The sequence below is a fragment of the Candidatus Tisiphia endosymbiont of Neophilaenus lineatus genome (assembly GCF_964264975.1).
Lineage (GTDB): Bacteria > Pseudomonadota > Alphaproteobacteria > Rickettsiales > Rickettsiaceae > Tisiphia.
Map to the genome: position 1 here is coordinate 734,562 of NZ_OZ183649.1, position 25,658 is coordinate 760,219.

Genomic DNA, 25,658 nt, shown 5'->3' on the forward strand with positions numbered 1-25,658 from the left:
TTTTATTTTATATAATCATTCAAGTATATATATAAAATTCAACATTATCACTTATTTATATTAAGTATATTTTTTAAACCTCAATAGAACCTAAATTATTCTAGCCAGTTTTGTATTAAAATTTTTAATTTTAATACAAAACTGAAGTTTTAACATTCTGCAATAATTCTTTAAAAATCATAGTTATACCAATTGCAATAATGAACACGGTGTATTTATCCAATCTCTATACATAATTGATTTTACTAAATCTACATTATGAGCAAGTTGATTCCAAGCGTAACAAGCCATAGTAACGATATCTTCATATACACCATAACATTGGTTAGACAAGAAATGATTTTTAATCCATTCCCAAACTTGTTCCATTGCATTAAGTTCCGGTGCATAGGGCGGAAGCGGTATCAAAGTGATATTGCTTGGCACAGTTAGTTTTTTGGCTGTGTGCCAACCTGCATTATCCGTTAGTAAAGCTATATGTCGGTTGCCTTGAATACTGCGAGAAAGCTCTTCTAAGAATTTATTCATTGCCTGTGTGTTTGCATATGGTAAAATTAATGCACAAGCTTCTCCTGTCTCATGGCAAGCAGCTCCGTAAATATATGTTGAAATAAATTGCTGTTGCCGAACTTTACGGGGTCTAGTGCCACGCTTAGCCCATATACGAGTTAAGCTACCTTGTTGCCCAACTCTAGTTTCATCCTGAGACCATATATCAACTTTACATCTATCGATATTTTTTGCTAATAATTTTGTTAACATGTCTGGAAAGTTTTTTTATATCTATTTTGAGTCTCTTGATTTGATTTTGGATGCATTGAACGAGAAGTAATCCAGCTAAAACCAAGGCGGTGCATAGTATTGTAGACTGTTTTTAAAGCACATTTAGCACCATATTCCTCAACTAACATGATATGTAGCTCTTTTCCAGTTATATACCCACCAGTTTTACTTTTACTGAGCGTATTGATTTTATCAAAAAGAGCAGATTCTTGTATAGTGTTAATCTTCCTAGGGGCACCGCTTCTTTGTGATTCAAATAATCCTTCAAAACCATGATTCCTAAATCTTCTGAGCGATGATTGCACGGTTTTCCAGTGTGACTTCACTATTTCAGATATGGCTTTAAAAGATTTGCCTAATTGAAGGTGATACATCGCCAATAAACGTATACGATTTCGACCATGCGGCTCATGTTTCATCATTTTTATAAAATCATGACCATGAAAACCTTGTGGTAATATTAACCTAGCCATTGGAGTACCTTTTATCAGTTAAAAACCCATCTTAGACCACTGCGTTAATTATTGCAATTGGTATAAATGGTTTAAAAACTATTTGCAGTGGAATCCGCTACCAATGCCAAAAATAAAGTTTTCTTTATATGGTACTACTTCAAAGCAGAATAGCTATATTGAAGAGCCGTGTGTGGGAAAACCACAAGCACGGTTCTGTGAGGGCTATCATAGCAATGAAACTTTATTAATTAAAGGATGGTAAGAGCTATGATTTCTACTCGGCTATAACTCAAGCGGGAAATCTTACTCAAGATGTTCAGAATACGACTGTGATAGCCGATAAAGGATACGATAGTAGTGCATTTGTAGAAAGTTTAGAAAATAAGGGGTGTGAGATTGTTATACCACCAAAATCTAACCGTAAAGTACAACGTGAATATGATAAACATACTTATAAGGAACGATATTTAATTGAGTGCTTATTTGGTAAAATCAAACATTTTAGGCGTATATTTTCTAGATTTGATAAGGCTCCAGCCACTTTCTTAGCTTTTCTAAATTTTGTTGGAACTTTAATATGGTTACGTTATAATTTTTGTCAACAGAACCTAGCTAGCTCTTGGTAATACTACCATAATATTACTCTTATATTTCCTAATATTACTTTCAAATGAAGCTCTCTGTTTATTCCTCAAAAGCATGTTTGTTGGTAGAGGAGGTGTATTATTATAATAATTGTACCCACTATACATGTTAATAGAGTTTTTATACAAGTTCATATTGTTAGCAATTTTGATAACATCTTGTTTATATCTATAGCCAAACTCATGGGTGGCTGAATGGTAATGAGCAATTGCTTTGTGCCAACTACCTAACTGATCATATTTAGCTTTTAGGAATTTAGCAGCATAGGCGACGTTTTTCTTAGGATCAAAAGCTTGATTTAAAGAGTTAAATGCATTTAAATGATGTTTTAAGTTGATTTGCATACATCCTACATCAATATTGTCTTTGCCTTGAATAATTTGTTTTTTTACAAATGATATTGCCTCTTTTTTAGTATTAAAATAATAGCCTTTACCTTCAACATTGACAGTCCAAGGCCAAACCACTTTAATTTTATATTCAGTATGTTTTTTGCCCGATTCTTTTAAAGCTATCGAGTGTAACGTATTAGGAGGAATTTTATGTACCTTTTCAAAGTAAGGAAACATCCTTGAGCATTTATGTGATTCAGCAATTTCTACATCTATATTAGCATATGCTACATTAACATATAAATATAATGGAAAAAGAAACGATAAATATAGGGCTAATATTGACCTAATGGACATAATTATTATCATTTTACTTTATCTTTTGGAGCATATTAAAAATTTTCCTACAAGGCAAGTTATGTCTCGTTGTCCTATAATTTTGTCACATAAATAATTTTGTTAATAGAAAAATATGCTTATTTTCATTGACTTTATTAACATAGAGCTTTAAAAGGTTTAGTTCGGCTTCATTACATTATCTGTGTTAAATAGTGTTAATCTTTAGGTAATTTTTTGTATAAAATAATGTTACCATTCAAAAGTATTTTTACTAAAATTCAGGAAATCATTTGGCCTATAGAAAGAGAGGAATTGAAACTTTTTTTGCCTATGGCATTAATGATGCTGTGTATTCTTTTTAATTTTGGAACACTTAGATCCGTTAAAGACGGATTGGTCATACCATCAATAGGAGCAGAAGTCATTAGTTTCCTAAAACTTTGGTTTGTTCTTCCTTCCTCTATATTATTTACTATAATATATGTAAAACTTAGTAATCACGTACGTTTTGAATATATTTTTTATATAGTAATTTCGAGTTTTTTGCTTTTTTTCCTGATATTTGCTTATATCATTTACCCTAATCAGGAGTTTTATCATCCAAATGCTGAGCAGGTAGAACATTTAGTATCATTGTATCCTAATTTTCGATGGTTTATCAAGATAATGGGTAAATGGAGTTATGCTCTCATGTATATTTGTTCAGAATTATGGAGTGCAGTAATTATTAATCTAATGTTTTGGCAATTTGCTAATAATATTTTTGATAGCAGTAAAGCGAAACGTTTCTATCCAATTTTAGGAATGGTAGGTAATGTTGGTTTGATTTTAGCTGGCAATGTATTAGTAGCTTTCTCAAATGTACGAGGGGTAGTCGATGCTCAAGTTATAATAAATGAAGATTTGCCATATAAATCAGAACTAATGCTACAACCTGTTATTTCTATAATAGTGTTTGTTGGTATAATTTCCATGCTGTTATTTAGGTTAATTAATTATCTTATTTTGAATGACGAGGTGCTAAAGGCTGATTTCCAAATAGTTCAAATACAGGCAAAAACTTCCTTATCACTTATGGATAGTATAAGGTTGGTTATTAACTCAAAATATATTGGACGCATTGCTTTATTGATAATTTGTTATGCATTACTAATTAATATAGTGGAAGGTCCTTGGAAAACTAAGGTAAGGGAGCTTAATCCCAATATGTTAGATTATATACATTTTATGGGTAGGTTTAATATTTGGATGGGAATTTCCAGCGTTACTTTTATGATAGTTGGTAGTAATGTGATTAGGAAATTTACTTGGTTAATTTCAGCATTATTAACACCCTTAATGCTTTTGATAACTGGCTTAATGTTTTTTATCTTTGTTATTTTTTCAGAATATATAAGTTTTGGTATAAAAGACTTTAATCCAATTTATGTGGCTGTAATTATCGGAGGAGTACAAAATATTTTAAGTAAATCAACTAAATATTCGTTATTTGATTCAACAAAGGAAATGGCATATATTCCTTTATCATTAGAACTTCGAACAAAAGGTAAAGCTGCTGTTGAGGTTATTGGTATTAAATTTGGTAAGTCCTTAGGAGCTTTTATCCAGTCTTTTATATTTATTATAGTGCCTACTGCCACATGTGATTCAATAGTAGTTTATTTACTAACAATTTTTATTATTATAGTTATTTTGTGGTTTTGGAATATAGTACAACTAAACCGGGAATATGTGAAGTTATGTAATTAGCATGCGAAAAAAGTTAATATATATATCAGTTATAATTGCTGTAATCCTATTGATTTATACCATTTCATGGTTGGTAATTGTTACTTCTTTAGCTAGTAAGATTAATGGGCAATATAGTAACCGCTATATCGCTGCTAATTCGATAGATAGTGAACAAAAATATTTCATTAAATTTAATAAAGTTGTTAGCTATGGTTTTCCGTTTAAAATTGCCTTGCAAGTAATTGGTTGGCATGAAGAGGGAGAGAATAGTATAATTGAATTTAATTCCCCGATTTATATAGGTTATGATTTACTGAAACAGGCTTGCTTTGTTAGTTATTTTGGTGACGCAACAGGTCGCTATAAACCTATTGAGTTGGGATTTGGTACAAAATTCGAAAGTGGTAATTATTCTTTTATAGCCACAATGCCTTTAAGCTTTAAATTATTTAAGATTTTTATACAAAAAAAAGATCCGTTTGAAATTATAAATTTTATAAAAAAGTTGGAATTAACATCTGAGAAAACAAAAATTTTTGATTTAGTTGACGGGCAGAAATTATATGATGAAGATCATACAATTATTTCATTTTCATTAGAAAGGAATAAATATTATACTGATCTAGAAGATTTTAAAAATAATGTGCCACAAAAATTAAATGTTACTTATTCAACAAACATCTTAGAAAGTAATATTATAAACAGAAGAATACCAGCTGGTCTTTTATTATATAGATTTGCTTGGCCGATACCTTTTAGTTTTGAAGGTAAGTTTTATATAAAAACTAATAAATCTTTATATAGTGAATTTGCTAAAGATTTGGAAATAAAAATGATATCCAACAAGTTTTCAAGTAGTATCCAAGAATCCTTGACTACTTTATTGTATCAAAGTAAAGTAGAAGAAGGTAGCAATGATAGTCATCTTAAGGTTGAATCAAAAATTGATTTGAAGCCAGGATTTTCTGATAATATATTGAATTCTATACAGTATTTATTGTCATATATATCGCTACTCCCTAATAGTTCATCTTTAATAGAAGAATTACAGTATATTAACAGTAATAAAGATAAATTCAACTTGACTGAATTAGAGAACCATCAATATATTTTTGATTTAGATATAAATTTTCTTGCTAGAAAAAAAGATATAATGAGAGTTCAAATAAATAATCTTAGTTTATTTTCTAATAATACCGGATTTCGATTATCAAGCGAATGCAGGCTAGATGCATTTAGAAAATTTGATATTAAGGGACTTATTGTCTTCAATAATTATTTAAAGGCAACGGATATTATAACCAATTATTTCTTTAACTTGGGTAGGTTTAAAACATTCTCAGAAGATAGTCGTATTGTATACAAAGAAGGTACGAAGTATTTTTTAAGAACCATATCAGATCATCCTGATTCTAACTCAGGTGACATAAGTTTTGAGTATAATTTAGATTCAAGTAATATAGAAAAAGGCAAAATAGGTTCCTTAGACTTTAATAAATTTTTGCCATTATATTATCTAGCATTATACAAAAAAGCCTCGGAAAAAATACATATTGGTGATAATGTAACAAAAATGATACAAGAACTAGTACCTGATTTTAATGAGCATCATTCATTGTTAAAACAATTAATGATCCAGCCTTTTTTGGAGGTTGATAGTGATGTTTGGCAGGAAGTCATAAAATAACCTGAATTCGATGTAACAAGTTACATCGAATTCAGTATTATATATAGAAACAATCAGGTTTGAAGCGGCTGCCCACCTGATTGTTAAAATATAATACTCCATTCAATATGTGATTTTAATTATTAAAATCACATATTGAATGATGAAAAAAGTTAAAATGCACCCGCGTCAGCCGCTTCAAGAGTGCATTTTTCCTTATAACAAAGCAAGTATCGATATAAGAATTATTAATTCTTATATCGAACTGAGGTTAAAATAGCATTAGAGATGTAAATTGGATACTATAAAAATAATACATAAAGATTTAGCAGTAGAACTGTCTAGCTTAAATAAACTTATTCTGACCCACTTAGCTGCCAAAGAACAACTAGTTGGCGTAATAGGTAAATATTTACTAGAATTTGGTGGAAAAAGAATCCGGCCATTACTAACAATTCTAACTAGTAAAATGTTTGGTTATGTCGGTGAAGATAATATCAAACTTGCTGGAGCTGTAGAATTTATTCATGCAGCAACTTTACTTCATGACGATGTAGTAGATGAAAGTACAATGAGAAGATCCAAACCTACTGCTAATGTTGTGTGGGGGAGTAAGGCTAGTATTCTAGTTGGAGATTTTTTATTTAGTCAATCATTTCAGTTAATGGTAGATACCAAATCTGTTAAAGCTATGAAATCTTTATCAAGAGCTTCAGCAATTATATCAGAAGGTGAAGTTTCTCAGCTTGTGAAATTGAATCAGCGGAGAATTATTGACGAAACAGAATATAATGAAATAATTATGGCTAAAACTGCAGAGTTATTTGGAGTATCTTGTGAAGTAGGAGCAATTATTTCTAGTCAATCTAACGAGATCTGTGAAAGTTTACAAAATTTTGGTAGATATTTAGGAAATATTTTCCAAATTATTGATGATTTATTTGATTATTTAGGAAATAGTCATGATATTGGCAAGAATATAGGTGATGATTTTTTAGAAGGGAAAATAACTCTACCCCTAATCTTTTTATATAAGAAGCTTGATGATACCGGGCAATTAACAGTTCAGAAAATGATTAAGGCGGATAATAGATCTGAGAGTGAATTTGAGATAATACGAAGTTTTATGATACAACATGGTATTAAGCAACAAATTATCGACCATCTAGCAAACATTAAGAATGAGGCTAGTAATTTATTAGAGCAAATCCCTATACAGAATATTTATAAAGATCATTTAGCTTCTTTACTTGAGTTTACGTTAAATAGGTCTTATTAGGTTATGTTGCAAAGGTTTATGCGATAATAATAATTTAACCTGAGTTCAATACAACATTACCGTACCTCATACCTAGGTTCTGTTGACAAAAATTATAACGTAACCATATTAAAGTTCCAACAAAATTTAGAAAAGCTAAGAAAGTGGCTGGAGGGCACCGTCAAGTTAAGTAAAATAGTATCAAAAAGAGCTATATTTTTAGATTTCAGGCAGCAAGAAGTCTTTGAGTGGCTTCGTCCCAAATGGATTTAGCTGATGCAAATGCAATTCTTTGCTCAATTGCTGTTTTACTATATCTTCCAACATTTACGGCAAATATATTTCTGACTTTTCCCATCAGTGATAATTTACAGTGGGCTGAATTAGGATGCTTAAATTTAATTAATATCTTCTCGTTGCGCCTAGTTGGTTGATGAGCATTCTCAACACGATTATTTAGTCTTTTATGAGTGCGATGCTCAGTTTTAGGGCACATAAGCTGAATCGGCTTAATGTAACTTCTGAGCTTATCACTAACAATTACTCTTGGAGCTGGATAATGACCCAATAATTTTGATAAAAAACGAATAGCTGATTTTTTATTACGACGCTTCTGCAGTAATACTTCTAATTCATGCCCCTCAGAGTCAACAGCTCTCCATAATATCAATACCTCGCCTTTAATCTTAATATTCATCTCATCTAAATGCCATTTATCAGTTGGTTTCCTCTCTCGCTTTCTGATAACATCTTGAAAATAAACCGCAAATTTATTGCACCAAAATCTTACTGTCTCATGACTTAAAATAATACCTCGATAGGCCATTTGTTCTTGTACATCTCTGTAACTATTATTGAATCGATGATATAACCATACTGCATGGCTAATAATGCTTACTGGAAAACGATGTCTCTTTGGGGATTGAATAATACACATAGCACTGAAATTTAGGTAACAATTGTCACTGATAATCTATAAATTATTCCCTACATTTGCTCAATACTTAATTTACATTTCTCTTAACTTGACGGTGCCTTGTAGACTGTTTTTAAAGCACATTTAGCACCATATTCCTCAACTAACATGATATGTAGCTCCTTTCCAGTTATATACCCACCAGTTTTACTTTCACTGAGCGTATTGATTTTATCAAAAATAGCAGACTCTTGTATACTGTTAATCTTCCTAGGGGCACCGCTTCTTTGTGATTCAAATAATCCTTCAAAACCATGATGCCTAAATCTTCTGAGCCATGATTGCACGGTTTTCCAGTGTGACTTCACTATTTCAGATATGGCTTTAAAAGATTTGCCTAATTGAAGGTGATACATCGCCAATAAACGTATACGATTTCGACCATGCGGCTCATGTTTCATCATTTTTATAAAATCATGACCATGAAAACCTTGTGGTAATATTAACCTAGCCATTTGAGTACCTTTTATCAGTTAAAAACCCATCTTAGACCACTGCTAATTATTGCAATTGGTATTAGTAAAATCAATTATGTATAGAGATTGGATAAATACACCGTGTTAATTATTGTAATTGGTATAAAACAGCAATTGAGCAAAGAATTGCATTTGCATCAGCTAAATCCATTTTGGACGAAGCCACTCAAAGACTTCTTGCTGCCTGAAATCTAAAAATATAGCTCTTTTTGATACTATTTTACTTAACTTGACGGTGCCATCTGAAGCTAAGGAACTATCATGGAAGGAACGTAGACCAATAGCTGAGAAAGATTACAAATATTGGTTTAAAAAAGCTAAGGACTTTCTATTGCTTGCTCATTTGTGTTTGGATATAGAACAATTGAATAATGCAGCCTTTATGCTTCACCAAGCTACCGAGAGCTTGTATAATGCTATCCTGTTAGTTTTTACTGGTTACAAGGCTAAGTCACATGATATACTAGGACTTGGCGATAGGGCTAGAAGTCATCATCACGATCTCTATAAGATATTTCCACATGAGACTCCTGAGCAAAAAGAGTGCTTTACGTTATTGCGAAATGCTTATGTTGATGCAAGATATGATCAAGATTATACAATTAGTAAAGAACAGTTACTTTACCTTATTAACCGGGTAGAGGAATTAAAGATAGTGACTGAAAAGATATGTCTAGAAAGGATTAATAAAATAGAAGTATACTCAAATGATTTGAAGAATTGGAGCGTAAAATAAGGGGTTAGCCGACTAGGCGTAGTAAACCGTTGTTCGTACGCGAATTCCCCGCAAGTATTTGCAAAAGCCAATTCTTCAAAGCAGAAGAGTATACTGCTCGTAAATGAAGAGTTGGGTAGACAATAGTATAACTTCAAGAAGAGCTAGGCAGTAGCAAAGTCGAGCGGCGTAGCGTACATGAGTAACGGAGCAGCTTCGATCTTTAGACATGACGACGCCAATTCTTGAAGTTCACCGAGTATATAATCAAAAATTAAATTCTAATATGCGTATACCATCAATATTTAAGAAAATATTACTAATTATTCGCCAAAGTAGTCGTATAATTGTTAAATTAGTAATTATAGATCAACTAGTAAAATGGTATTTTATAAATTATCTAAGAGGTAAAGTTGGTCTAACACTAGAAGTAACTAGCTTTTTAGATATGGTTTATATTTGGAATTATGGAATTAGTTTTGGGATACTTCGAAATTATTATCAGTATAGTAATATACTTTTTATAGTTGTTAACTCTGCCCTTATAGCATATTTGTGGTATATCTTATTAAAATGTAAGACAATGCCAAGCTTTGTTGGTTGTAGTTTTTTCATTGGTGGTGCTATTGGTAATTTGATCGACCGTTTTGTTCATGGGGCGGTATTTGATTTTATTTATTTTCACTATAAAGATTTTGGTTTTCCGGTATTTAATCTAGCAGATAGTTTCATTTCATTAGGTGCAATATTCTTATTACATGATTATTATAAGACCAAGAAAATTGTTGAACAACAACAAGATGTTGAATATAATCACGCTCGATTGCAAACTGAAGCGGATAGGATTCGTGAGCTTGATTCTAAGAAAAATATAAATTTATAAAGAGGATTGATATGTACTCAAATGATTTGGAGGATGGGGAAAACAAACAAGGGATAAGCGAACGCAAACAGTACAATAAGGTACGTGAGTACGCGAATACCCAGCCAGTATTTGCAAAAACCAATTCTTTAAAGCAGAAGAGTATGCGTATAATTTTTTTGTTATTTACTACCTTAGTAACACTATCTGCCTGCAATAAAAAAGTAAAAGAAACAATAGGTATAGTGACACCTGGTCCTAATGAGTATAGGGTACAACGCAATAAAACCTTAGAAGTTCCCCCTCACTATGAATTGCCTTCTATCGAAAAAAAAGATACAAAGAGCCACAAAATTCATTCTCCAAAAAATCTCAATGATGGAGAGCAAGCTTTAATAGAGGACATGGAAAATTAATGCTATTATTTTAATATTATATAATTTTTTTACTTAGTGGACAAAAATTTTGGTATATACTCGATTAAAATTAACAAGTGCCGGGGTCTAAAACAAGGTGGGTGATAATAATAAAAGTGTTGTGTTAAATTTTGGTCCACAACATCCAGCTACCCATGGGGTCTTAAGATTAATTTTAGAAATGGATGGTGAGGTTATCAATAAAGCAGACCCGCATATTGGACTGCTGCATCGTGGTACTGAAAAATTAATTGAGCATAAAACATACCTACAAGCTATACCATATTTTGATCGGTTAGATTACGTATCGCCAATGTGCCAAGAACACGCTTTTGCCTTAGCAGTTGAAGGATTGCTTGGCTGCAACGTGCCAAGACGAGCAGGGTTTATTCGAGTGATGTTTTCTGAGCTTACTCGTATCCTTAACCACATAATGAATATAACAACACAAGCCCTAGATGTTGGTGCTACTACCCCCCTATTATGGTTATTTGAGGAACGCGAAAAAATTATGGAATTTTATGAGCGTGTCTCCGGCTCTAGAATGCATGCAAATTATTTTAGACCTGGTGGGGTTGCACAGGACTTACCGAATGGTATACTAGAAGATATAAATATTTTTGTTCAGCAATTCTCAAAAAAACTAGAAGACGTCGAGACTCTGTTAAATGACAATAGAATTTGGAAACAACGCTTAGTAGATATCGGAGTAGTAAGTCAAAAAGAAGCTATGGATTGGGGGTTTTCTGGCCCAATGCTTAGAGGCTCAGGCATCGCATGGGATCTTAGAAAGGCTACTCCGTATGATGTATATGATGAGCTAGATTTTGATATACCAATTGGCAAATCTGGTGATTGTTATGATAGGTATTTGGTTCGTATTGAAGAAATGTATCAATCGCTTAAAATTATACAGCAATGTCTTGAAAAAATGCCAAAGGGTGCTATTAAAACAGATGATTCTAGAATTGCACCACCCTCAAGAGAAAAAATGAAAGAATCAATGGAAGCCATGATTAATCATTTTAAACTTTACACTGAAGGATATGATGTGCCAAAAGGCGAAATATATAAATTTGTTGAAGCACCAAAAGGCGAGTTTGGTGTGTATTTATACTCTGATGGAACAAACAGACCTTATAGATGCCGGATTAAAGCCCCTGGGTTTGCCCATCTCCAAGGTCTAGATTTCATGTCAAAAGGACATTTGATGGCAGATGTGGTAACTATTATTGCCAGTCTTGATATTGTTTTTGGAGAAATTGATCGATGAATGATGAACCACTAAATTTCAGTTTTAATGATGAGAACTTAAAAAAAACCCAAAATATCATTAAGAAATATCCTGAAAACAAACAAAAGAGTGCTATTCTGCCATTACTTGACCTTGCACAACGCCAAATGAATGGTTGGTTACCAATAGGCTGCATAGAGTATGTAGCAAATTTTCTAAATTTACCTTTCATCCGAGCATATGAAGTTGCAACATTTTATACCATGTTTAATCTAAAGCCAGTAGGACGATATCATATACAAATTTGTGGGACTACTCCTTGTTGGCTAAGGGGTAGCGATAAAATTGTAACTATTTGTAAAAAAAAACTTGGTATTAACTTTGGTGAACTAACAAGTGATAAAAAATTTAGCCTTACAGAAGTTGAATGTTTGGGAGCTTGTGTCAATGCACCAGTTGTACAAATTAATGATGATTTCTTTGAGGACTTAGATGAAAAAAAAATGGCTGATTTAATTGATAACCTCACCTGACTTCTGCTGGTAATTTATTCGTGCTACCTCTGCTCCTCACATACATTTGAGTACGCTGTGGGTCAAGATTCCGTGGCTTCTTTAGATTCCTCAGCATAAGCAAGTTTGCCAAAGATATCTAGGTTCTGTTGACAAAAGCTATAGTTAGGCAAGAGGAATAAAAAGTTGCCATAGTAAGAAGAAATGGTAGTTTCTAGTTATCAAAAAAAGGAACTACCAATATGAAGTATTACATAGAAGAACAAGCATGGGAAGTAATTTTATCATTTTTTAAGGAAAGAAATGGTATACACAACAAGAATGAAGAAAAAATGAGATATTTTATTGAAGCAATATGGTTTATTGTTAGAACAGGTTGCCAATGGCGTCTTCTAGCTGATGATTATGGTTGTTGGTACAGTATTTATCGCAGATTTAAGAGATGGGTTGACAAAGGTATATGGGAGGATTTAATGGATTATGTTAAAGTAGATGCAGATATGGAATCAATTATGATTGATGCAACTATTGTGAGAGCACATGCTTGGGCACCGTCAAGTTAAGTAAAATAGTATCAAAAAGAGCTATATTTTTAGATTTCAGGCAGCAAGAAGTCTTTGAGTGGCTTCGTCCAAAATGGATTTAGCTGATGCAAATGCAATTCTTTGCTCAATTGCTGTTTTACTATATCTTCCAACATTTACGGCAAATATATTTCTGACTTTTCCCATCAGTGATAATTTACAGTGGGCTGAATTAGGATGCTTAAATTTAATTAATATCTTCTCGTTGCGCCTAGTTGGTTGATGAGCATTCTCAACACGATTATTTAGTCTTTTATGAGTGCGATGCTCAGTTTTAGGGCACATAAGCTTAATCGGCTTAATGTAACTTCTGAGCTTATCAGTAACAATTACTCTTGGAGCTGGATAATGACCCAATAATTTTGATAAAAAACGAATAGCTGATTTTTTGTTACGACGCTTCTGCAGTAATACTTCTAATTCATGCCCCTCAGAGTCAACAGCTCTCCATAATATCAATACCTCGACTTGAATCTTAATATTCATCTCATCTAAATGCCATTTATCAGTTGGTTTTCTCTCTCGCTTTCTGATAACATCTTGAAAATAAACCGCAAATTTATTGCACCAAAATCTTACTGTCTCATGACTTAAAATAATACCTCGATAGGCCATTTGTTCTTGTACATCTCTGTAACTATTATTGAATCGATGATATAACCATACTGCATGGCTAATAATGCTTACTGGAAAACGATGTCTCTTTGGGGATTGAATAATACACATAGCACTGAAATTTAGCTAACAATTGTCACTGATAATCTATAAATTATTCCCTACATTTGCTCAATACTTAATTTACATTTCTCTTAACTTGACGGTGCCCCAATAACACATATTTTCTCTATTTTCTTCTCTATTTTATCTTCCATCTTATTCACCAAACCTTTGTAACGAGCATCGCAACTATTATATCATGAATTTCTTGTACACTAAGAGTTGAGGCATTTATTTTTACTATTCTATTTGGAAATTTAGCTGATATATATTGAAATCCGTCATAGACTTTTTGATGAAATTCAATATTTTTGCTTTCAAATTTGTTATTATTCCCTCGCACTAATGCCCTTGGTAAGGCAATATTTGGATCTATATCAATAAAAAATGTAATATCAGGCATCACATCAGATATTAAAGACTTATGAAGATCATAAACTAAATCAATCCCTATATCTTGCCCTTGATAACAAGCAGTAGAATCTACAAACCTATCACAAATAACTGATATCCCACAATCTCGTTTAGGAATAATCCTTTTATGAACATGTTCATAACGTGCTGCCATGATTTGCAGCAATTCTGACATAGGTAGCAAATCTTGATTAACTAAAATGTCACGCATCTTCTCCGCAGAAATAGTCCCCCCTACTTCACGTGTTAAATCTGCTGAAATATTTTGTGATAGTAAATACTGGTATAACATATTACTTTGGGTGGATTTACCGCACCCTTCTCCACCCTCAAACGTAATAAATTTACCCTTTTTAATTGACATAGCTATCACTATTCATCTCATATAATCTTGAAATAGTTCTGTTAAATTCACCTTTGCGAAAACCATTCTGATATATTTTTATAGGTTCATCTTGTAATGTCATGAATAATACAACCTTATCAAAATAAGCATTATCAACAAAATTAATAAACCTAACAGCTAAGTCTGTGTTATCAGAACTTATTATACGAATATTTTCTACTATTATGATAGAAAATTTTTGGTAAATATTTACATTTCTCTTAACTTGACGGTGCCTGCACAAGTGCTGTAAATTTTAGCTTCTTATCTTCCTTAGCTTTAGCAGATATAAGTTTAAGTTTACTTTCCATTCTACTCTCTAACCTCCGTGTATTAGTGAATTAAGCGTACTTACACTAACGCTATATTGCTGACCCCTTCCCCATGTACATGGCTTTCCCATGCTCAGAGTACTATGAGTCAGTCCGACTTCCATTGTATCATCCTTTAATTCTTGCTCTTAACAGCTTGTTTTAAAGTACTCACTTGCGTAAGAATACAATGGATCTCCTAGGTTCAGGTAAATTCCATCTTGTAGCGTGTCATGGTCTGTGACTCCGGTAGAGCAGTTGCTCGCCTTATCGCAACTACACATCCTGTTTTCCATGAAATGAAGCATGTCAACCTCTACGATATCGCATATTTCGGAGCTTATATCCTTCACTTACGTTACAACCCACTACATCCCTCCTCTCAGCTTCACATAATTCGTTACCTCCATATATGTGAAATTTGGTTCTACGCTGTTGGCTAAACTTTACGTAGGTTGGATTTTCACCAACTGTAATTTACCCGCTTTGCCTAGCGCCATAATTTCTTTGCCCAGCAGTTAGTATAAACTTTAATGGATTACCAAGGACATCAACAAGGGTATGAATTTTAGTACTAACACCACCTCTGCTTCTACCTAAAGCCGCTTCTTCTTGATTACCTTTGATATATCCAGATGAGCAAGCATGGGCACCGTCAAGTTAAGAGAAATGTAAATTAAGTATTGAGCAAATGTAGGGAATAATTTATAGATTATCAGTGACAATTGTTACCTAAATTTCAGTGCTATGTGTATTATTCAATCCCCAAAGAGACATCGTTTTCCAGTAAGCATTATTAGCCATGCAGTATGGTTATATCATCGAGTCAATAATAGTTACAGAGATGTACAAGAACAGATGGCCTATCGAGGTATTATTTTAAGTCATGAGACAGTAAGATTTTGGTGCAATAAATTTGCGGTTTATTTTCAAGATGTTATCAGAAAGCGAGAGAGGAAACCAACTGATAAATGGCATTTAGATGAGATGAATATTAAGATTAAAGTCGAGGTATTTATATTATGGAGAGCTGTTGACTCTGAGGGGCATGAATTAGAAGTATTACTGCAGAAGCGTCGTAATAAAAAATCAGCTATTCGTTTTTTATCAAAATTATTGGGTCATTATCCAGCTCCAAGAGTAATTGTTACTGATAAGCTCAGAAGTTACATTAAGCCGATTAAGCTTATGTGCCCTAAAACTGAGCATCGCACTCATAAAAGACTAAATAATCGTGTTGAGAATGCTCATCAACCAACTAGGCGCAACGAGAAGATATTAATTAAATTTAAGCATCCTAATTCAGCCCACTGTAAATTATCACTGATGGGAAAAGTCAGAAATATATTTGCCGTAAATGTTGGAAGATATAGTAAAACAGCAATTGAGCAAAGAATTGCATTTGCATCAGCTAAATCCATTTGGGACGAAGCCACTCAAAGACTTCTTGCTGCCTGAAATCTAAAAATATAGCTCTTGTTGATACTATTTTACTTAACTTGACGGTACCCGGTTATATACTAAAAAAGTTGTTATTGCAGTAGACACCACACCCCAAATTTTCTATAATACTGCTATCTTCAAGAATTTTACAATATTAAGAGCCTAAATTATACCCCAAATTTGAGATTGCTAAGTTTTAATAACTCTTGATTTGCAAGTATGTAGAGTCAGTATAATCAATTGAAGAGGTGAATTTAATAAAGAGTAGTTTAGTATGAATAAATTGTTGAATATAATTCACCCCCATCCTTCTAAAGACATATCAGATAAAATTGGGGGCAAGGAGAGTTATATCAATATGACAGTAGGCAATCCAAATTTCAACCTTCCTGAAAAACTTTTGAATAGTTTAAAGGCTACAATAGAAAGCAATGATAGTACCCTTAATAAATATGCAGATTCAAGAGGATTTTACCCTTTACGTACCGCTATTGCAGAAAGATACAAGATAAAATACAACATTAAGCTGCAACCAAATAACCAAATACTTGTTACTAACGGTTGTGCTGAAGCTATTTGGTTAACAATCTTTACTGCAACTAACATAGGAGATGAAGTAATAATTCCTGATCCATGTTATATGCTTTATGAACCTATTATTATTTCATTAGGACGTTTACCTGTAAGAAGTGTTACTTCACATCTTAATAGATTTGAATTAGATGTTGACGATATTTTAAAGTGCATAACTCCTAAAACCAAATTAATCATCATTAATACTCCGTGTAATCCAACGGGTACAGTTTATACTTTAGAAACATTAAAAAAATTGTACCAAATTATAGTAGAAAAAGATATTTATCTTATGCAAGATGAAGTTTTTGATGATTTTATCTTTACAGGACAACCTCATATACCAATAATTAAATTTTGTGATAACATGAATAATTTAATTGTTGTAAACAGCTTTTCAAAAAGATTAGGCATTACTGGTTGGAGAGTAGGATGGCTAGTTGCATCAGAGAAGTTTACTGCACAAGCACTAAAGGCTCATACTTATAATTGTTTGGCTGTCAACACATTGATACAAAAAGCACTAGTTGAGGTAATGAATGATCAAGAGGTAATAAATACGACCAAAAGTAATGTATCACTGTTAGAGAAAAAACTAACTCGCTTTTTCTCTTCACTGCAAGAAATTGATGGTTTTGAGCTTGATAAAGCTCCAAATTCAGGTATGTATTTATTTCCTAACATTAGTACCTTATACAAAAAAATCCCTAATAGCTATCAGAATAATTCTGTAAGTGAATCTGTTGCTAATTTTATTTTAGATAAAACTCGTGTTGCGGTTGTCCCTGGGACAGCCTTTGGTAAAGCCGGAGAGAATCATATAAGAATATCTATAACTGGCTCAGAAGCAAATTTATTGGAAGCCATAGAAAGGCTTAATACGCAATTACAGTATGTCTAATTTTTAAGGATCATTACTAATGACTAAACTTACCACTGAAGAAATTAGAAGTAAATTTATAAGTTATTTTGTTGCAAATAATCATATACACGTTCCAGCTAGTTCCCTAATTCCTCATAATGATCCTAGTTTAATGTTTGTTAATTCCGGGATGGTACAATTTAAAAATGTTTTTACCGGTCAGGAAACTAGAAACTATCAAAAAGCCACTACTAGTCAGAAATCACTACGGGCTGGTGGTAAGCATAATGATCTTGAAAATGTTGGTTATACTGCACGACATCATACGTTCTTTGAAATGTTAGGTAATTTTTCTTTTGGTGATTATTTTAAAGAACAAGCAATATATTACGCGTGGAATCTCTTAACCAAGGAATTTGCTATCGCCAAAGAAAAATTATATGTAACTGTTTATCATACTGATGAAGAAGCAGCAAGCTATTGGAAAAAGATTGCTAATTTAAGTGATGACCGAATTATTAAAATAGCAACCAATGATAATTTTTGGTCAATGGGAGATACCGGACCTTGTGGACCATGTTCAGAAATTTTCTATGATCATGGAGAAAAGATACCAGGTGGCTTACCTGGTACAAAAGATCAAGATGGCGATCGCTATATTGAGATTTGGAATATGGTCTTTATGCAATTTGAACAATTGGATAGCAATACTGGGATTGCCTTACCTAAACAATCCGTTGATACCGGCATGGGACTAGAACGTATTAGTGCTGTATTGCAAAATGTATATGATAATTATGACATAGATTTATTTAAGGAAATAATTGCTTATACGGAAAGTATAGTAAAAGTTAAAGTAGAAGGAGAAGCAAAATTTTCTTACCGGGTTATTGCTGATCATTTACGAGCTTGTGCCTTTCTAATTAGTGATGGTGTCATGCCGTCAAATGAAGGCAGAGGATATGTACTTAGGCGTATTATGCGTCGGAGTATGAGGCATGCACATATACTTGGTAGCAGTGAACCTTTAATGCACCGATTGCTAGCAAAATTAGTAGATATTATGGGTGCAACTTATCCTGAACTGAAGAGGGCTGAGCCTTTTACCCGTAGTATCTTGGAACAGGAAGAATTAAGATTTAAAGCAACTCTTGCACGAGGTCTGAAACTGCTTGACGATGAAACACAGCATCTGAGTAAAAATTCAGAACTTTCAGGAGAGATAGCCTTTAAATTATATGATACATATGGTTTTCCTCTTGATTTAACTGAAGACATATTAAAAGGTAAACAGATATCAGTTGATCTTGATAGCTTTAATAATAAGATGCAAGAGCAAAAAGAAAGGGCAAGAAAAGCTTGGTTAGGTTCAAATGAGTCACAAATTGACCAAATATGGTTTGATATTAAAGGCGAATTTGGTAGTACTGAATTTTTGGGTTACTCTTTGGATAAGGCAGAAGGTAAGATATTAGCTCTAATTAAAGATAATAAGTTAGTCAACAATATAGAAACTAGCGAAGAGCAATTTATTCTAATTAGTAATCAAACTCCTTTTTATGGAGAATCTGGTGGACAGATGGGAGATATAGGCTTTATCAAATCAACAGGCAGCAAAATTAGAGTAATAGATACTTTAAAATATCTTGGTTCAATAATTGCTCATATATGTGTTTTACAGGAAGGAGCTATCCAAACAGGAGATAGTGCTGATTTTGCTATTGAGGTCAAGTACCGTAAAAATTTAAGAATTCATCATTCTGCAACTCATATATTACATACAGTATTACATGAAGTGCTGGGCAAACATGTAACACAAAAAGGATCGCTCGTAGCACATGATCGTCTGCGTTTTGATATTAGCCATATGACACCACTAACAAAACAAGAAGTTATATTGATAGAAGATAAGGTAAATCAAATTATCACTGATAATTTTAAGGTTACCACAACATTAATGTCAACAGATGAAGCTATTAAGGCAGGTGCTATGGCTTTATTTGGTGAGAAATACGATTCTGAAGTAAGAGTGGTGGCAATGGGCAACTCGCTTGAGTTATGTGGAGGCACGCATGTTAGTAGAACTGGTGATATTGGAATATTTAAAATTATTAGCGAAAGTAGCGTTGCAGCTGGCGTTCGAAGGATAGAAGCTGTTTGTGGTGAATTTGCCTTAAAATTAATTAGACAAAACGATACTATAATTGATGACTTGTCTTCAACCTTAAAAATAGGTAAGAATGAAATTACTGATAAAGTAAATAACCTGATTGCCAGTAAAAAACAATTAGAAGATAAGTTAGTAGCTACTCAGGTCTCTATGCTTGATTTGAATATTGAGCAAATTGCCAAAGAATCAATCCGTGTATCAGGTATAAATTTTCTCTATAAACTAGTACAAAACTTGGATACTAAAGTATTACGCTTATCTGCACAGCGAATAGTTGATAAGTCAGATAATCTAGTGATTGTATATATAGGTATGCCTGATTTGCAGGGTAAATTATCTATTACTATTGCGGTTAGTAAAGAAATTAGCAATAAGGTACATGCAGGTAACTTAGCTAAAGAAGTGTCTGTATTCCTTGGCGGTAGCGGCGGTGGTGGTCAGGCGAATATAGCCCAGGCTGGTGGCACGGATGTAAGTAAAGTAGGAAAGTTACAAGATATGATAAGGGAGTTGTTATCTAAGTTCTGAATTATTAAACGTCGGCTATATACGATATTTTTACCACATTTATCCAAGAGTTTAATGCTAAAACTATTTTAGGCTTTTAACTAACAGTATGATAATATATAATACACAGGTAGGATGTTTAACAATTTTTTCTGTTAAGCAAATATAATCAATAGCTTTAGTTAAATTAAGGAGTTTGTTATGCTAATACAAAAAACTGCAATAGCTTTTTTAGCACTATTTGTGCTTTCTGGTTGTGGTACTAAAAAGAAACCGACAGAAGCGGAGGTGACTGCTAGTGTCGAGGAAAGTTCTTTAGCTGCTGATTTCGAAAGAAATGTTGGTGATAGGATATTTTTTGCTTTCAATAAATCAGATATTTCAAGTAAATCAAAAGAACAGCTAAATAAACAAGCCGTTTGGTTAAAAAAACATTGTTGTACTAAAGCTACTATTCAAGGACATTGTGATCAAAGAGGCACAAGAGAGTATAACTTAGCACTTGGTGAAAGAAGAGCAGAAGCTGTACGAAAATACTTGATTGGTCTAGGAATTGATAATAACAGACTTGATACTATCTCTTACGGTAAAGAGAAACCAGCTGTTATGGGTTGTGACGAAGCAGCTTGGGCACAGAACCGTAGAGCTGTAACTGTTATAAAATAAAGTATCCTACTATTTGCTCTTTTCAAGAGTTGTTTTTACAACTCTTGAAAGTTAAAATGCCCTGCAAACAGCAGTCATTTCTTGTATATCACCACTACAATGTAGTACTAAGTCACAACCAGCTACAATAGTTTGTCTAGCAACTTCAACTATACTTGTAACAAATTCTGCCTTCAGTTTTGGGAATTCTTTTACTAAATATTTTTTTAGTCCGGTTTGGTCGGATTTGTCTTTAATAATTCCGTATTCAATAAGTTTTTCTAAATCTTGATTACTTATCGTAGTTGTAGAATCCTGCTTTTCAAAAATCGTCAGAGGTTTTTTAACTATTGAGTATTTAGCTCCAATTTCACCATGCAGGGCAAGCATACAAATATCATCTGAAACTAACATACCTTTAAAACTAATGTCATTTCTAATGAACTTTATAGCAGTGGGCGATAAAGTTACTGGTAGATTGGTATCTAAAGCCTCAAATACAATGTGAGCTGTCATAGCCCATCCTGCCTTAGCATCTTTAGATAGTTGTCTAAACACTTCAAAATCTGTATTATTTAATTCAGCAAGCGAACTGGTAACACGCGGCAACTTATAATGACTATCACACGTAGCTCGACCATGCCCTGGTATATGCTTAATAATGGCAATGCCTCCCTGCTCTTCTATCGCCTCTATTGTTTTTGCACATAAGCCAACTACTTTTACTACAGAATCTCCAAAGCTACGATCTCCAATAGCATTATCAGTATAAGGGTAACGCAAATCAGCAACTGGACAACATGGCGAGTCTATTCTATATTCTTTTAAACTCTTCATCAGACTTGAATAATTTGCAAAAACTTTTAAGTATGCATTCTCTGCACCTTCTTGATCATATATTCTACCGAAATCACCAGCAGGGGGATATTCTATATCTATGATAGGTGGCTTCAACCTTGCAACCCTGCCTCCCTCCTGATCGACAAAAATCAATATATTATAGTCATATAAGCCTCTTAAATCTTGTACTAACTTTAGTAACTGTTCTCGATCCACAATATTTCTTTTAAAGAGAATAAAGCCATATATTGAATTTTTTGATAATAATTCCTTTTCTTGCACAGTCAAACTAGTACCAGCAATACCAAATATTAAAGGTTTCTTGAACATATTATTATCCCTATAATGCGAATTCAGGATAAGAATTAGTTAATTCTTATCCCGAAAGGGGGTCTATAGTGTTTTCTGTAAATTACTAAATTTTGAATACTGACCATCATAGTGAAGTTTTACGCTACCAACACGACCATTACGATGTTTTGCTATTATAATATCCGCAATATTATATACTTGATTTATATTATTTTGCCACTTTGCATGTTCTTCATTACCTGAAGAAGGCTCTTTACGAGTTAGATAATATTCTTCTCGATAAATAAACATCACTATATCCGCATCTTGTTCAATAGACCCAGATTCTCGCAAGTCAGATAACATTGGTCTCTTATCTTCTCTAAGTTCTACAGCTCTAGATAATTGTGATAAAGCAATTACTGGAATATTTAATTCTTTGGCTATAGCTTTCAATCCTTGAGTAATTTCTGAAATTTCATTTACTCTATTATCATATTTATTTATCCCTCTAATTAACTGCAGATAATCTATAAATAATATACCAAGGTTATGTTTACGCTTCATTTTTCTTGCCCTAGTACGAATAGCTGCAATAGATAAAGCTGGCGTATCATCAATAAGAAATGGTAGGCTTGACAGATCTATAACTTCTCTACGTAATCTATTATAATGTTCTTCCGTCACATGACCTGTACGTAGCGAAGACGAGTTAATTTCAGTATGCATGGAAAGAATACGAGTAGCAAGCTGCTCAGATGACATTTCAAGAGAGAAAAAACCTACTGACTTATCTTTTTCTTGTTCCTTATTTTTTAACTTCATAGAATTACAAGCATTTATAGCAAGATTTATGGCAAAAGCTGTTTTCCCCATTGATGGGCGTGCAGCAATGACAACTAAATCTGAGTTATGAAAACCTGATAACTCCTTATCTAAATCAATTAATCCTGTAGAAATACCTATTACATGATTAGAATTCTTCATTGCTCTGTTAATATTGGCAAGGGACTCCGAGAGAGAAACAGCAATTTTAACAAAACTCTTGTCATTAACTCCTTCACTAGCAAGGTTATAGAGTTTACCCTCTGCATGCTCTATTTGTTGCCTTGCATCATATTCTAAAGAGGAGTCATAAGCATTATTAACTACCTCCTCCCCTATCTGAATTAAATTACGCCTTACTGCCAAATCATAGATTATTCTTCCATAATCAAGAGGATTAATTACCATCATTGACAGAGTAGCCAGCTTATTGAGATAGTCACTGCCACCTAATTGCTGAAATAATTCGTCTCGTTCTAACATGCTTCTAAGCGTTACCGGAGTAGCAATTAAGCCTTTTTCGGTAATAACTTCAATAGCATTATAAATCTTTTGATGTATCGACTCAAAAAAATGATCTGGTCTTAGGAATTCTGAGACAGTATTTAAGTAATCATGGTTGACTAAAATTGCTCCTATTAACATTTGCTCGGCCTGAACATTTGCTGGCAAAGTTCGAGCAACAGGCAAAATTATACTTGACTCACTTGATCCGCTTGACTTATATAATTTATCACTCACTTTTTTACTACGAGACATAATTTTAATTTAATGATTTAAAAACTTTTCTACTTCTAAAGCTGCCATACATCCTGTACCAGCAGCGGTAACTGCTTGTCTAAAAATTTTATCTTGTACATCTCCAGCAGCGAAAACACCTTTAACACTGGTTTCCGTTGAATTTGGTTTAGTAATAATATAATTATCACTATCTATATCTAGTTGCCCTTTGAATAAACCAGTATTCGGCATATGACCAATTGCTACGAATATACCAGTACAATTAATTGAACTAAGCTCACCTGTTTGAGTGTTTTCAAGCTTGGCTGAATTAACCGATTTAGGATTATCAGTACCAATGACCTCAATCAGTCTATGATTCCAAATGACCGATATTTTGGGATTTCTAAATAATCTCTCTTGTAAAATCTTCTCGGCTCTAAAACTATCCCGACGATGAACAATAGTCACCTGACGTGCATGATTAGTTAAATATAATGCCTCTTCAACAGCACTATTCCCCCCACCAATAACTAATACATCCTGATTCTTGAAAAAAAAACTATCACAAGTAGCACAAGCTGAGACACCATATCCTTTGAATTGTGCTTCGGAAGGAATATTCAGCCACCTTGCTTCTGCACCGGTACATATTATAACGCTGTCCGCCCTAATTATACCAGACGAGGTGGTTACCACTAAGGTTTTTTTTGAAAAATCAACCTTTTCTACATAATCATAGATAATTTCTGCACCAACATTTTTTGCCTGTTGCGTCATTTGTTCCATTAACCATGGACCTTGAATAGGCTCTGCAAAACCTGGATAATTTTCAACATCTGTAGTAATAGTTAGCTGCCCACCTGGCTGCATACCATGCAATAATATTGGTTTTAGTGCTGCCCTAGCTGTATAGATTGCTGCACTTAGTCCAGCAGGGCCTGACCCTATAATAAGTACTTTAGTAGAACGATTCATAACAACCTAAATTTTCATATTTTTAAAGCATTTACCCAAGATTTTATATAACTAATCTGATCATCGGTCATTAATGAAGGTACATGACCAGCATAATCAACAACGAACAAATCAAAATCTTTGGTTTCTTTCATCTTCTCAATAATAGCTTGTTGCAAAATTTCTGATTTAGCCCCGTGGATAACCAACAATTTACAAACAATCTTATTCCATATAGTCCATATATCAACATTTTTTGGCTTATTTGCATTAGCATTCATACCTTGTACTATGGCAGGATCATAATTCATTTTATATTTTCCATCTTGGATTTTTATAAAACTATATTTGGTAAGATGATCCCAATCTTCCTCACTACTAATACCGAATTGGCTATATATTAGCTTTAAATGTTGCTTGGCACTAACTAAATCAACAAATGAGGGAGTGTGACATGCATATTGACCAATTTTAACTAGAGGAGATGCTGGAATAAAAGGTCCTACATCATTTATAATCATTGCTTTGATAAGTTCCTTATATTTACTAGCTAGCACATAACCAATTATTCCACCCATGGAAGTACCAAGCCAAATACAGTTGTTAATACCTAATTTTTTTAAAAAAAGCACCGTATCTTTTACATATACTTGATAATTATAATGCTTTTTCGTTTTAAAAACATCACTATCCCCACGTCCTGGATAATCTATAGCAATTACTCGAAAATTATCACTTAATACCATAGCGATTTTATCAAAATCATGAGCATTCCTAGTTAAACCATGGGTACAAATTATTACATTTTCATTATTAGGGTCACCAAACTCAAGATAAGCTATTTTATGAGCTGGAATATATTGTGAGCCTAACCAATTAATATAAGGTCCAACTTGGATAAATTTTTGTATCATTTTTTTATATCATTAGTGCTATAGCTAACCTGACTAGCATTACACCAAATTCACAGTCGCTATTAGCGACGAAGCAATCTATAATTTCGCGTTAATCAGG

At 33.1% G+C, this 25,658-nt stretch carries 26 protein-coding genes and 2 pseudogenes; 15 read left to right on the top strand and 13 right to left on the bottom strand.

Annotated features, from left to right (window positions below; genetic code table 11):
* Positions 1 to 183: 183 nt before the first annotated feature.
* Both ACFE3K_RS04350 and ACFE3K_RS04355 read right to left on the bottom strand, forming a co-directional pair.
* Positions 184 to 762 carry an IS630 family transposase gene (locus tag ACFE3K_RS04350; RefSeq protein WP_375358393.1) on the bottom strand — a complete coding sequence of 193 codons (579 nt, stop codon included), beginning with the start codon at positions 760 to 762 and terminating at the stop codon, positions 184 to 186.
* Positions 756 to 1,256: a helix-turn-helix domain-containing protein gene (locus ACFE3K_RS04355; protein ID WP_375358359.1), complete on the bottom strand. Its 501-nt coding sequence runs from the start codon at positions 1,254 to 1,256 to the stop codon at positions 756 to 758. Before ACFE3K_RS04355 ends, ACFE3K_RS04350 begins: the two co-directional genes overlap by 7 nt.
* Positions 1,257 to 1,359: 103 nt before the next feature.
* Between ACFE3K_RS04355 and ACFE3K_RS04360 the strand changes: the two genes are divergently transcribed.
* Both ACFE3K_RS04360 and ACFE3K_RS04365 read left to right on the top strand, forming a co-directional pair.
* Positions 1,360 to 1,500, top strand: a complete 141-nt coding sequence (locus ACFE3K_RS04360) for a hypothetical protein (RefSeq protein ID WP_375358394.1) — start codon at positions 1,360 to 1,362, stop codon at positions 1,498 to 1,500.
* A 22-nt stretch (positions 1,501 to 1,522) separates the two neighbouring features.
* The gene (locus ACFE3K_RS04365; protein WP_375359481.1) at positions 1,523 to 1,864 is read left to right on the top strand and encodes a transposase; all 342 of its coding nucleotides are present in this window, start codon (positions 1,523 to 1,525) and stop codon (positions 1,862 to 1,864) included.
* Here the strand turns inward: ACFE3K_RS04365 and ACFE3K_RS04370 are convergent.
* Positions 1,847 to 2,572: a lytic transglycosylase domain-containing protein gene (locus ACFE3K_RS04370; protein ID WP_375358395.1), complete on the bottom strand. Its 726-nt coding sequence runs from the start codon at positions 2,570 to 2,572 to the stop codon at positions 1,847 to 1,849. The genes ACFE3K_RS04365 and ACFE3K_RS04370 overlap by 18 nt on opposite strands.
* Positions 2,573 to 2,800: 228 nt before the next feature.
* Between ACFE3K_RS04370 and ACFE3K_RS04375 the strand changes: the two genes are divergently transcribed.
* The 3 genes from ACFE3K_RS04375 to ACFE3K_RS04385 all read left to right on the top strand — a co-directional run bounded on the left by ACFE3K_RS04375 (position 2,801) and on the right by ACFE3K_RS04385 (position 7,230).
* Positions 2,801 to 4,303, top strand: coding sequence for an Npt1/Npt2 family nucleotide transporter (locus ACFE3K_RS04375; protein WP_375358396.1), 1,503 nt, complete (start codon positions 2,801 to 2,803; stop codon positions 4,301 to 4,303).
* A gap of 1 nt (position 4,304) precedes the next feature.
* Positions 4,305 to 5,972, top strand: a complete 1,668-nt coding sequence (locus ACFE3K_RS04380) for a hypothetical protein (RefSeq protein WP_375358397.1) — start codon at positions 4,305 to 4,307, stop codon at positions 5,970 to 5,972.
* Between the two features lie 274 nt (positions 5,973 to 6,246).
* Entirely contained in the window at positions 6,247 to 7,230 is a 984-nt protein-coding gene (locus tag ACFE3K_RS04385; RefSeq protein ID WP_375358398.1) for a polyprenyl synthetase family protein, read from the top strand.
* 205 nt (positions 7,231 to 7,435) lie between these two features.
* On the opposite strand, the gene ACFE3K_RS04390 is transcribed toward ACFE3K_RS04385, so the two are convergent.
* The gene (locus ACFE3K_RS04390) at positions 7,436 to 8,146 is read right to left on the bottom strand and encodes an IS6 family transposase (protein ID WP_375358399.1); all 711 of its coding nucleotides are present in this window, start codon (positions 8,144 to 8,146) and stop codon (positions 7,436 to 7,438) included.
* A gap of 83 nt (positions 8,147 to 8,229) precedes the next feature.
* Positions 8,230 to 8,640, bottom strand: coding sequence for a helix-turn-helix domain-containing protein (locus ACFE3K_RS04395; protein WP_375358400.1), 411 nt, complete (start codon positions 8,638 to 8,640; stop codon positions 8,230 to 8,232).
* Between the two features lie 256 nt (positions 8,641 to 8,896).
* Between ACFE3K_RS04395 and ACFE3K_RS04400 the strand changes: the two genes are divergently transcribed.
* The 6 genes from ACFE3K_RS04400 (at position 8,897) to ACFE3K_RS04425 (ending at position 12,963) form a co-directional block, all read left to right on the top strand.
* Complete coding sequence (locus tag ACFE3K_RS04400) at positions 8,897 to 9,397, top strand: HEPN domain-containing protein (protein WP_375358401.1); 501 nt, start codon at positions 8,897 to 8,899, stop codon at positions 9,395 to 9,397.
* Between the two features lie 271 nt (positions 9,398 to 9,668).
* Positions 9,669 to 10,259: a signal peptidase II gene (lspA, locus tag ACFE3K_RS04405; protein WP_342260460.1), complete on the top strand. Its 591-nt coding sequence runs from the start codon at positions 9,669 to 9,671 to the stop codon at positions 10,257 to 10,259.
* 11 nt (positions 10,260 to 10,270) lie between these two features.
* Positions 10,271 to 10,654 carry a hypothetical protein gene (locus tag ACFE3K_RS04410; RefSeq protein ID WP_375358402.1) on the top strand — a complete coding sequence of 128 codons (384 nt, stop codon included), beginning with the start codon at positions 10,271 to 10,273 and terminating at the stop codon, positions 10,652 to 10,654.
* A gap of 97 nt (positions 10,655 to 10,751) precedes the next feature.
* On the top strand, positions 10,752 to 11,927 hold the full coding sequence (gene nuoD / locus ACFE3K_RS04415) for an NADH dehydrogenase (quinone) subunit D (RefSeq protein ID WP_375358403.1): 1,176 nt from the start codon (positions 10,752 to 10,754) through the stop codon (positions 11,925 to 11,927).
* Complete coding sequence (nuoE, locus tag ACFE3K_RS04420) at positions 11,924 to 12,421, top strand: NADH-quinone oxidoreductase subunit NuoE (RefSeq protein WP_375358404.1); 498 nt, start codon at positions 11,924 to 11,926, stop codon at positions 12,419 to 12,421. Before nuoD ends, nuoE begins: the two co-directional genes overlap by 4 nt.
* A gap of 221 nt (positions 12,422 to 12,642) precedes the next feature.
* Positions 12,643 to 12,963: a transposase gene (locus tag ACFE3K_RS04425; RefSeq protein ID WP_375358405.1), complete on the top strand. Its 321-nt coding sequence runs from the start codon at positions 12,643 to 12,645 to the stop codon at positions 12,961 to 12,963.
* Positions 12,964 to 12,999: 36 nt separating this feature from the next.
* Here ACFE3K_RS04425 and ACFE3K_RS04430 read toward each other — a convergent pair whose 3' ends face one another.
* From ACFE3K_RS04430 to ACFE3K_RS04445, 4 genes and pseudogenes are all read right to left on the bottom strand, one after another.
* On the bottom strand, positions 13,000 to 13,710 hold the full coding sequence (locus ACFE3K_RS04430) for an IS6 family transposase (protein WP_375358406.1): 711 nt from the start codon (positions 13,708 to 13,710) through the stop codon (positions 13,000 to 13,002).
* 151 nt (positions 13,711 to 13,861) lie between these two features.
* Positions 13,862 to 14,479 (bottom strand): dTMP kinase, encoded by a 618-nt coding sequence (gene tmk / locus ACFE3K_RS04435; protein ID WP_375358407.1) that lies wholly within the window; start codon positions 14,477 to 14,479, stop codon positions 13,862 to 13,864.
* Positions 14,469 to 14,714, bottom strand: a pseudogene (gene zapE / locus ACFE3K_RS04440) (AFG1/ZapE family ATPase); the annotation flags it as partial. The gene tmk and the pseudogene zapE, both read right to left, overlap by 11 nt.
* Positions 14,715 to 15,312: 598 nt before the next feature.
* A pseudogene (locus ACFE3K_RS04445) lies at positions 15,313 to 15,417 on the bottom strand (IS5/IS1182 family transposase); the annotation flags it as partial.
* Positions 15,418 to 15,558: 141 nt separating this feature from the next.
* Here ACFE3K_RS04445 and ACFE3K_RS04450 point away from each other — a divergent pair.
* From ACFE3K_RS04450 to pal, 4 genes are all read left to right on the top strand, one after another.
* A complete protein-coding gene (locus tag ACFE3K_RS04450; protein WP_375358408.1) occupies positions 15,559 to 16,269 on the top strand; it encodes an IS6 family transposase in 711 nt (236 codons plus the stop codon).
* Positions 16,270 to 16,537: 268 nt separating this feature from the next.
* Complete coding sequence (locus tag ACFE3K_RS04455) at positions 16,538 to 17,728, top strand: pyridoxal phosphate-dependent aminotransferase (protein ID WP_375358409.1); 1,191 nt, start codon at positions 16,538 to 16,540, stop codon at positions 17,726 to 17,728.
* A 19-nt stretch (positions 17,729 to 17,747) separates the two neighbouring features.
* Positions 17,748 to 20,387, top strand: coding sequence for an alanine--tRNA ligase (gene alaS, locus ACFE3K_RS04460; protein WP_375358410.1), 2,640 nt, complete (start codon positions 17,748 to 17,750; stop codon positions 20,385 to 20,387).
* A 180-nt stretch (positions 20,388 to 20,567) separates the two neighbouring features.
* Complete coding sequence (pal, locus tag ACFE3K_RS04465) at positions 20,568 to 21,032, top strand: peptidoglycan-associated lipoprotein Pal (RefSeq protein ID WP_375358411.1); 465 nt, start codon at positions 20,568 to 20,570, stop codon at positions 21,030 to 21,032.
* Between the two features lie 51 nt (positions 21,033 to 21,083).
* Here pal and ACFE3K_RS04470 read toward each other — a convergent pair whose 3' ends face one another.
* From ACFE3K_RS04470 to ACFE3K_RS04485, 4 genes are all read right to left on the bottom strand, one after another.
* Positions 21,084 to 22,181 carry a glycoside hydrolase family 3 N-terminal domain-containing protein gene (locus ACFE3K_RS04470; RefSeq protein ID WP_375358412.1) on the bottom strand — a complete coding sequence of 366 codons (1,098 nt, stop codon included), beginning with the start codon at positions 22,179 to 22,181 and terminating at the stop codon, positions 21,084 to 21,086.
* A 63-nt stretch (positions 22,182 to 22,244) separates the two neighbouring features.
* Positions 22,245 to 23,726, bottom strand: coding sequence for a replicative DNA helicase (locus ACFE3K_RS04475; RefSeq protein WP_375358413.1), 1,482 nt, complete (start codon positions 23,724 to 23,726; stop codon positions 22,245 to 22,247).
* Positions 23,727 to 23,735: 9 nt separating this feature from the next.
* On the bottom strand, positions 23,736 to 24,665 hold the full coding sequence (gene trxB / locus ACFE3K_RS04480; RefSeq protein WP_375358414.1) for a thioredoxin-disulfide reductase: 930 nt from the start codon (positions 24,663 to 24,665) through the stop codon (positions 23,736 to 23,738).
* 14 nt (positions 24,666 to 24,679) lie between these two features.
* A complete protein-coding gene (locus ACFE3K_RS04485) occupies positions 24,680 to 25,558 on the bottom strand; it encodes an alpha/beta fold hydrolase (protein WP_375358415.1) in 879 nt (292 codons plus the stop codon).
* Positions 25,559 to 25,658 lie beyond the last annotated feature (100 nt).

Coding starts and splice junctions, on each gene's coding strand:
- ACFE3K_RS04475 (WP_375358413.1), bottom strand. CDS start 23,726: ATGTCTCGTAGTAAAAAAGTGAGTGATAAATTATATAAGTCAAGCGGA.
- ACFE3K_RS04395 (WP_375358400.1), bottom strand. CDS start 8,640: ATGGCTAGGTTAATATTACCACAAGGTTTTCATGGTCATGATTTTATA.
- ACFE3K_RS04360 (WP_375358394.1), top strand. CDS start 1,360: ATGCCAAAAATAAAGTTTTCTTTATATGGTACTACTTCAAAGCAGAAT.
- ACFE3K_RS04375 (WP_375358396.1), top strand. CDS start 2,801: ATGTTACCATTCAAAAGTATTTTTACTAAAATTCAGGAAATCATTTGG.
- ACFE3K_RS04380 (WP_375358397.1), top strand. CDS start 4,305: ATGCGAAAAAAGTTAATATATATATCAGTTATAATTGCTGTAATCCTA.
- ACFE3K_RS04390 (WP_375358399.1), bottom strand. CDS start 8,146: ATGTGTATTATTCAATCCCCAAAGAGACATCGTTTTCCAGTAAGCATT.
- ACFE3K_RS04370 (WP_375358395.1), bottom strand. CDS start 2,572: ATGTCCATTAGGTCAATATTAGCCCTATATTTATCGTTTCTTTTTCCA.
- pal (WP_375358411.1), top strand. CDS start 20,568: ATGCTAATACAAAAAACTGCAATAGCTTTTTTAGCACTATTTGTGCTT.
- nuoE (WP_375358404.1), top strand. CDS start 11,924: ATGAATGATGAACCACTAAATTTCAGTTTTAATGATGAGAACTTAAAA.
- ACFE3K_RS04485 (WP_375358415.1), bottom strand. CDS start 25,558: ATGATACAAAAATTTATCCAAGTTGGACCTTATATTAATTGGTTAGGC.
- ACFE3K_RS04410 (WP_375358402.1), top strand. CDS start 10,271: ATGTACTCAAATGATTTGGAGGATGGGGAAAACAAACAAGGGATAAGC.
- trxB (WP_375358414.1), bottom strand. CDS start 24,665: ATGAATCGTTCTACTAAAGTACTTATTATAGGGTCAGGCCCTGCTGGA.
- ACFE3K_RS04430 (WP_375358406.1), bottom strand. CDS start 13,710: ATGTGTATTATTCAATCCCCAAAGAGACATCGTTTTCCAGTAAGCATT.
- ACFE3K_RS04450 (WP_375358408.1), top strand. CDS start 15,559: ATGTGTATTATTCAATCCCCAAAGAGACATCGTTTTCCAGTAAGCATT.
- tmk (WP_375358407.1), bottom strand. CDS start 14,479: ATGTCAATTAAAAAGGGTAAATTTATTACGTTTGAGGGTGGAGAAGGG.
- ACFE3K_RS04350 (WP_375358393.1), bottom strand. CDS start 762: ATGTTAACAAAATTATTAGCAAAAAATATCGATAGATGTAAAGTTGAT.
- alaS (WP_375358410.1), top strand. CDS start 17,748: ATGACTAAACTTACCACTGAAGAAATTAGAAGTAAATTTATAAGTTAT.
- ACFE3K_RS04425 (WP_375358405.1), top strand. CDS start 12,643: ATGAAGTATTACATAGAAGAACAAGCATGGGAAGTAATTTTATCATTT.
- ACFE3K_RS04470 (WP_375358412.1), bottom strand. CDS start 22,181: ATGTTCAAGAAACCTTTAATATTTGGTATTGCTGGTACTAGTTTGACT.
- ACFE3K_RS04355 (WP_375358359.1), bottom strand. CDS start 1,256: ATGGCTAGGTTAATATTACCACAAGGTTTTCATGGTCATGATTTTATA.